This window comes from Phocaeicola intestinalis (assembly GCF_014837065.1).
GTDB classification, from domain to species: Bacteria; Bacteroidota; Bacteroidia; order Bacteroidales; family Bacteroidaceae; genus Phocaeicola; species Phocaeicola intestinalis.
On record NZ_JACSPP010000053.1, the window covers coordinates 20,265 to 27,762 of the forward strand.

3 protein-coding genes are annotated in these 7,498 nt (G+C 49.4%); all 3 read left to right on the forward strand.

The window, feature by feature from the left end:
• Positions 1–5: 5 nt before the first annotated feature.
• The 3 genes from H9625_RS13805 to H9625_RS13815 all read left to right on the forward strand — a co-directional run bounded on the left by H9625_RS13805 (position 6) and on the right by H9625_RS13815 (position 7,230).
• Complete coding sequence (locus H9625_RS13805; RefSeq protein ID WP_191764902.1) at positions 6–2,408, forward strand: family 43 glycosylhydrolase; 2,403 nt, start codon at positions 6–8, stop codon at positions 2,406–2,408.
• 25 nt (positions 2,409–2,433) lie between these two features.
• On the forward strand, positions 2,434–4,842 hold the full coding sequence (locus H9625_RS13810) for a glycoside hydrolase family 127 protein (protein ID WP_191764904.1): 2,409 nt from the start codon (positions 2,434–2,436) through the stop codon (positions 4,840–4,842).
• A gap of 138 nt (positions 4,843–4,980) precedes the next feature.
• Positions 4,981–7,230, forward strand: coding sequence for a S9 family peptidase (locus H9625_RS13815; protein ID WP_191764905.1), 2,250 nt, complete (start codon positions 4,981–4,983; stop codon positions 7,228–7,230).
• Positions 7,231–7,498 lie beyond the last annotated feature (268 nt).

Genomic DNA, 7,498 nt, shown 5'->3' on the forward strand with positions numbered 1-7,498 from the left:
GAACCATGAAAAAGCTATTGTACACCCTGCTGCTGACCGGCACAGCATTGACCACGCAAGCGCAAGAAGTGAAATGGAACACGCCGGGAGCGGGAAATCCTTTCCTGCCAGGCTATTTTGCCGACCCTACCGTCAAGAAATTCGGGGACACCTATTATATATATGCCACTACCGACGGAAGCGGTGCAGGATTCGGTCCTTCGCAATTATGGTGCAGCAAGGATTTCGAAAACTGGACACTCATGCCCATGAACTGGCCCGACAGCCACTGGATATGGGCACCCGATGTCATGCAGCATACCGACGGCACGTACCGTTTGTTCTATTGCCAGCCTTGCAACCTGTATGAAGGCATTGCAAAGACACCGCGTGGCCCCTGGAAAAACATCCTGGGAGAAAGCGAAGCCGTATTGGTGCCCGACCGCTTTGTAAAAAATGCTATCACATTGGACGGACAAACGTTTGTAGACGATGACGGCTCGGTATACTTATATTGGGGTACATGGGGCATCTACAAAGGATTCGGATGTGGAGCCGGAAAGATGACTCCAGACCTAAAAGGCTTCAGTGAAACTCGCTTGATACCGAATACGGAAGTAACCGATTTCTTCGAAGCACCGTTTGTCATGAAGAAAGATGGCATCTATTACTTCATGTATTCGTCTGATTCTTGCCACGACAGCACTTATCATGTGCAGTACGCCACAGCCACCAGTCCTTTGGGACCTTATACGTATAAAGGAACTATCTTAAAGACTTCGGCAGATGGCACGATACACGGGCCGGGTCATCACAGCATACTGCAAGAAGGGGACGACTACTACATCGTTTACCACCGGCATGACAATCCGCACTCTACCCGTGGATTCCATCGCCAAGTGTGCATCGACAAACTGACTTTTCGTGCTGACGGAACCATCGAACCGATAGAAGGTACCCACAGCGGTATAGGCAAACTGGGTAAAAGCATACTGACCTCGCCCAACCTGGCTTACCGTAAACCTGTACGTGCCTCATCTTATTACGATGACCATTTCCTGCCTGAATATGCCGTAGACGACAACAACGGTACACTTTGGCGTCCGCGCGGCATGGGACAAGAGTGGATTGAAATCGACTTGCAAAAGGTAGAAACCGTAAAAACCATCTGGACTCAGTTCGAATACGGCACGTCTTATTACCAATATGTCATTGAAACGTCTGTCGATGGCAAGACATGGACTGTATTTGCCGACAAACGTTCAAACTACTTGGCAGGAAGTCCGATGGTGGACTTCGGTGATACCCAAGCCCGTTACATCCGTCTGACTACTACGGGGACACAAAAGAACGGATTTGCCGGAGCTTTGTGGAATATCAAGGTATTCGGCAAATACGAAACAGCCTCCCCTCAATTATGGATGGGGCTTTCGGGAGAAGACTGGAACGGGACGGAATGGAAAAACGACGGCGGTATGCTGGGAGGAGCTTTCCGGCTGAAAGCCGGACAAATCTGCCGCCAACGTTTGAAAGGTCAGGAAGCCATTGTATTGGCACCGGGCAGCATATTGGAATATACATCGCCGGTATTGAAGTCTACCCAAATACATACAGCGACCGTCTGGGTATACAAAGACTCCCAATGGACATCGATGGATGCCGACAGCTATCTGACCGATGGGGGTATCCGTATTGAAGCAGGAAATGAACCGTTGGCTCTGACCAATTTCCGCTATTACAACTGGAAGCAAGAAGAGGCTGAAAAACAATACGATGCCGTCACCGGACTGGTACGCATACAGCCGTCCGACCGTCATAAGCGAGGATTACTTGTGTCACTCTCTGCCGAGGAGTTTGCAGTTGGAGATACCGTAGCCTATATTCCCAATAAAGGCATCGAAGGTGTATTTGAAACGCAAAACGCTCCGGCAATCGTTAAAGAGGTAGAAGGAAAGAAAGCTTTCAGCTTCGAAGGCAAACAAGTGTTCCGCTCCAGCTTCCCTCTTCCGGCTACTTTGGCCGACAACGCGCCTTATACCTTGGAAGCCTGGGTATGGAATCCCGAACTAAGCGAAAACGAATGCATAGCCGACTTTACCAGCAGCCACGATGAATTAGAGAAAATCATGTTGGTCAACGGCACCGAACCGCGCTGCGGCATGCTGAACCATTACGGCTGGTATGAAGACGTAGGCTACAAAGATGCAGCCGCTCTGGCAGGCAAATGGCAACACATCTATGTAGAATTCGACGGAAGAACCGAAAAAGTATACATAAACGATCGGCTCATCAGCAGTAAAGACATTCAAATCCTGGTGAAACCCATCCAATTTGTAACATTGGGACTGAACGCTGAAAACGCATGGCCGTTCACCGGATACCTGCATTCGCTGAAACTATGGGATGAATGGATTCCATTCGAAAAATAATTAATCCACATAAAAATACACAACCATGAAAAAACTGATGATTTCCGCTTTGCTCTTTTCTATCGTAACAGGAGGAGCATATGCACAAAAGGGAACGGCGGCACATGGGTATCCTATCGACCCCGTTCCGTTCACTTCTGTAAAGATTACAGATTCTTTTTGGGGACAACGGCTGAAGGCGAGCCGTGAAACAACTATTCCGTTGGCATTCAGCAAATGTGAAGAGACGGGACGTTATAAAAATTTTGAGATGGCCGCCCATCCAAGTGATACCATCAAGGTAGGCGGATTGTCTTTCGATGATACCGATGTATATAAAACCATCGAAGGAGCCAGCTACCTGCTGCAAACCTATCCCGACAAGAAACTGGAAAAATACATCGACAGTGTGCTGACCATCGTTGCCGCCGCGCAAGAACCCGACGGCTACCTGTATACCTCACGCACGATGAACCCCAAACACCCGCACGAATGGGCAGGAAGCAAACGCTGGGAGAAAGTAGAGGAGTTGAGCCACGAATTCTATAACTTAGGACACATGATAGAAGGCGCTATCGCCCACTACCAGGCTACCGGAAAACGTAAGTTCCTCGACATAGCCATCCGTTATGCCGACTGTGTATGCCGTGAAATAGGCGACGGCCCCAACCAAGTGGTACGTGTACCGGGACATCAGATAGCCGAAATGGCACTTGCCAAGCTATACCTTGTCACCGGTGATGAAAAATACCTGAAACAAGCCAAATTCTTCCTCGACAAACGTGGCTACACATCACGTCGTGACGAATACAGCCAGGCACACAAACCGGTCATCGAACAAGACGAAGCGGTAGGACACGCCGTGCGGGCCACTTATATGTATGCCGGCATGGCAGATGTGGCAGCCCTGACAGGAGACACATCGTATGTACATGCCATCGACCGCATTTGGGACAACATTGTAGGCAAGAAGCTCTACATTACCGGCGGTATCGGAGCCACCAGCAACGGCGAGGCTTTCGGAGCCAACTACGAACTGCCCAATATGTCGGCTTACTGCGAAACCTGTGCGGCTATCGGTAATGTGTATGTCAATTACCGTCTCTTCCTGTTGCATGGCGACGCCAAATATTACGATGTACTGGAACGTACGCTTTACAATGGATTGATTTCGGGCGTATCGCTCGACGGCGGAGGATTCTTCTATCCCAATCCCTTGGAGTCTATGGGACAACACCAGCGTCAGCCCTGGTTCGGATGTGCTTGCTGCCCGTCGAACATCTGCCGCTTTATTCCTTCGCTTCCGGGATATGTATATGCCGTAAAAGACCGCAATGTATACGTCAACCTTTTCATGTCGAACAACGCGACACTGAAAGTTAACGGCAAGAAAGTAGAACTGTCACAAACCACTTCGTATCCTTGGAACGGAGATGTCACCATCACCGTAGACCGTAACAGTGCCGGACAATTCGCCATGAAAGTCCGCATACCGGGCTGGGTACAAAATCAAGTCGTGCCGAGCGACCTGTATATGTACACTGACGGACTGCGCCCCAAATACAGCGTGAAAGTAAACGGTGAAGAAATGAATGCTGAACTGCAGCAAGGCTATTTCACCATCGACCGGAAATGGAAGAAAGGCGACCAGGTGGAAGTGCACTTCGACATGGAACCGCGCACCGTCAAAGCCAACAACAAAGTGGAAGCCGACCGTGGACGCATTGCGATAGAAAGAGGCCCGATTGTATATTGCGCCGAATGGCCCGACAACGACTTCGACGTACTGAGCATCCTGATGAACCGCACACCGAAATTTGAAGTGGTGAGCAAACCCGACCTGCTGTGCGGCATCAATGAAATCAAAACTCAGGCACAAACCCTGGAATATGACAACAACGGACGCCTCGTTGCAAAAGACCATACACTGACCCTGATTCCTTACTACGCATGGGCACATCGTGGTTCGGGCAACATGGCGGTATGGTTGCCTTATGAAGTAAACGCTACCCGTCCGACAGCTATCCACACATTGGCATCGAAAAGCAAGGTAGATGCATCTCACAAAGGTTCATCGCTTTCTTCTATCTCCGACGGACTGGTGCCAAAAGATGAGAACGACCGTACCATTCCTTATTATCATTGGTGGCCTAAAGAAGGGACAACCGAATGGATTTCATACGAGTTCCCTGAAGAAATGACCGTCTCCAGCTCTACGGTTTATTGGTTCGATGACGCTCCATGGGGCGGATGCCGTGTCCCGAAGTCATGGAAGATTTACTACAAGGACGCAGCAGGTGCATGGACTCCGGTTCAGAACCTGAACGACTACGGCGTAAAGAAAGGCGACCCGAACATTGTTGATTTCGAACCGGTCAAAACCAAAGCCGTCAAATTGGAAGTCGTATTACCAGAGAAAAACGCTTCCGGAATTTATGAATGGGAAGTGAAATAGTATTCAAGTAGTAACGTATTAAAGGAGAGAAAGGAAGTAAAATTTGGATGATATCGCTAAAAAATAAAGCTTATATTCGAACTTCGCTTCCTTTCTCTCCTTAATACGTTACCTGCACAATATAAACCCGACAAACCAATGAAATATTCCATACTCACAACCGCCGCACTCCTGATTAGCGGTGCGGCTTGGGCGCAAGGCACATTAGAAGATTACAACCGCGCTTACGGGCTGCGCGAAAAATACAGTCCGAAATCAGTATACTACAGCAACGTAAACCCGCAGTGGATAGAAGGCACCGATTGTTTTTGGTACATACGAAATACCCCCGAAGGTGAGGAATACGTGAAAGTAGATGCCAGCGAGAAGAAACGCGCTCTTTTATTCGACTCAAACAAGTTATCGGCATCCCTTGCCGCAAGCACAAGCAAAGAAATCGACCCGATGCAGCTTCCCATCCGCGGATGCCGCGTGTCGCAAAGCCTGGACACCTTGCGCTTCGTTTTTGAAGGAAAGCGCTGGTGCTTCGACATTACCCACAACAAGCTGACCGAGGAAGGCAACCTTCCTGCACCGGGACCGCAACGCCACTGGATGGAACGGGATGACGAAAAAGAGGGAGCACCCGTCACTTCGCCCGATGGCAAGTATGTGGCTTTCATCAAAAACGACAACGTATGCGTACGCAATATCAAAACCGGTGAAGAAAAGCAACTGAGCCAGGACGGCACGATGGCAAACTATTACTCCTCTTACATTTATTGGTCGCCCGACTCGAAGTATGTAGCCTCCTGCCGCATCCGCCCTACCGAGAAACGGTATGTATACTACGTGGAATCATCACCAGCCGACCAGCTTCAGCCCAAACTGCACAAGCAAGAATACGCCAAACCGGGCGATGAACTGCCCTTCAAGGTGCCTTGCATCTTCGGGGTGGAAGACGGCAAACGGCTGATACCTTCTACCGAACTCTTCAGCCGGCAATATGAATTGTACGGACCGATGTGGAACAACGACAGCAAAGGAATTACCTTCGAATACAACGAACGTGGGCATAAAGTCTACCGGGTACTCGAAATGTCGGTAACCGATGGCAGCGTACGCCCGTTAATTGAAGAGCAAGAAGAAAAATACGTCAACTATCCGCGCATCTACCGCTACTACCTGAACGACGGCAAACGCATCATCTGGTCGAGTGAGCGGGATAACTACAACCACCTGTATCTGTACGACCGAGCTACGGCAAGCCCCATCAACCAAATCACCAAAGGTGAATGGTATGTACGGGAAGTACAATACGTAGACGAAGCCAACCAGCAGATTTATTTCTCGGCCAACGGGGTGAACAAAGACGAAGACCCGTATCTGATACATTATTACCGCATCGGCTTCGATGGGAAAGGCATGAAAGAACTGACTCCTGAGGAGGGAATGCACAAAGCATGGTATTCATCAGACCATAAATACTTGGTAGATGTCTATTCCAAAGTAGACCAGGCTCCTGTAGCCGTACTGCGCAACGCGGAAAACGGCAAAGTGATGATGGAACTGGAAAAAGCCGATATTTCGAAACTTACCGCCAACGGCTGGAAAGCTCCCGAAGTATTCGCAGCCAAAGGACGCGACGGCAAGACCGATATGTGGGGCATTGTCTACCGTCCGTCCAACTTCGATGCTTCGAAGAAATACCCTGTTATCGAATACATCTATTCCGGTCCGGGCGATCAATACGTACCCAAGACCTTCTCGCCTTTCAACGGCTACATGTCGGCGATTGCCGAACTGGGCTTCATCGTGGTGCAGGTAGACGGCATGACCACTTCGTTCCGCTCGAAAGAGTTTGAGGAAGTATGCTACAAGAACCTGAAAGACTCCGGACTGGCAGACCACATTGCCTGGCTGAAAGCCCTTGCGCAGAAATATCCGTACATCGACCTCGACCGTGTAGGTATCTTCGGATGTTCGGCCGGCGGACAAGAGGCATTGAACGCCGTCTTGCTACATCCCGAGTTCTACAAAGCCGCCTACTCGGCTTGCGGATGCCACGACAACCGCATGGATAAGATCTGGTGGAACGAACTGTGGATGGGTTACCCGATAGACGATTCATACAAAGCCTGTTCGAATGTGGAAAACGCCCATCTGTTGAGCCGTCCGCTGATGTTGGTGGTAGGCGAACTGGACGACAACGTAGACCCTGCCTCCACCATGCAAGTGGTCAATGCGCTGATCAAAGCCAACAAAGATTTTGAATTGGTGGTTATTCCCGGTGCGCACCACACCATGGGTGAAGCCTTCGGCGAACATAAACGTTACGATTTCTTTGTCCGCCACCTGATGGGAGTTAATCCGCCGGCATGGAGCGAAGTGAAAACAGGAAATCAATAGCTTCTTATAATATGAATATCCTCACGAAACCAGTAGGTAAAAGGAGTTAGAAAGAGTTATGCCTTCGGCAGGAGTTAAAAGCCAATAGCATAAAAGTATTGGTCTTCTAGCTCCTTTTAAGAAGCTGTTTTGAATTTATCGCCCAAAGCACACACGAAAACGAACACATCAAGCCAAGAAAAACTTTTTGCCTACCGCCATCGTGATATGCTTCTTCTCCTTATCGGAGGATATTCCCTGCTGCTTACAGCCATGCTGTTGCATACCA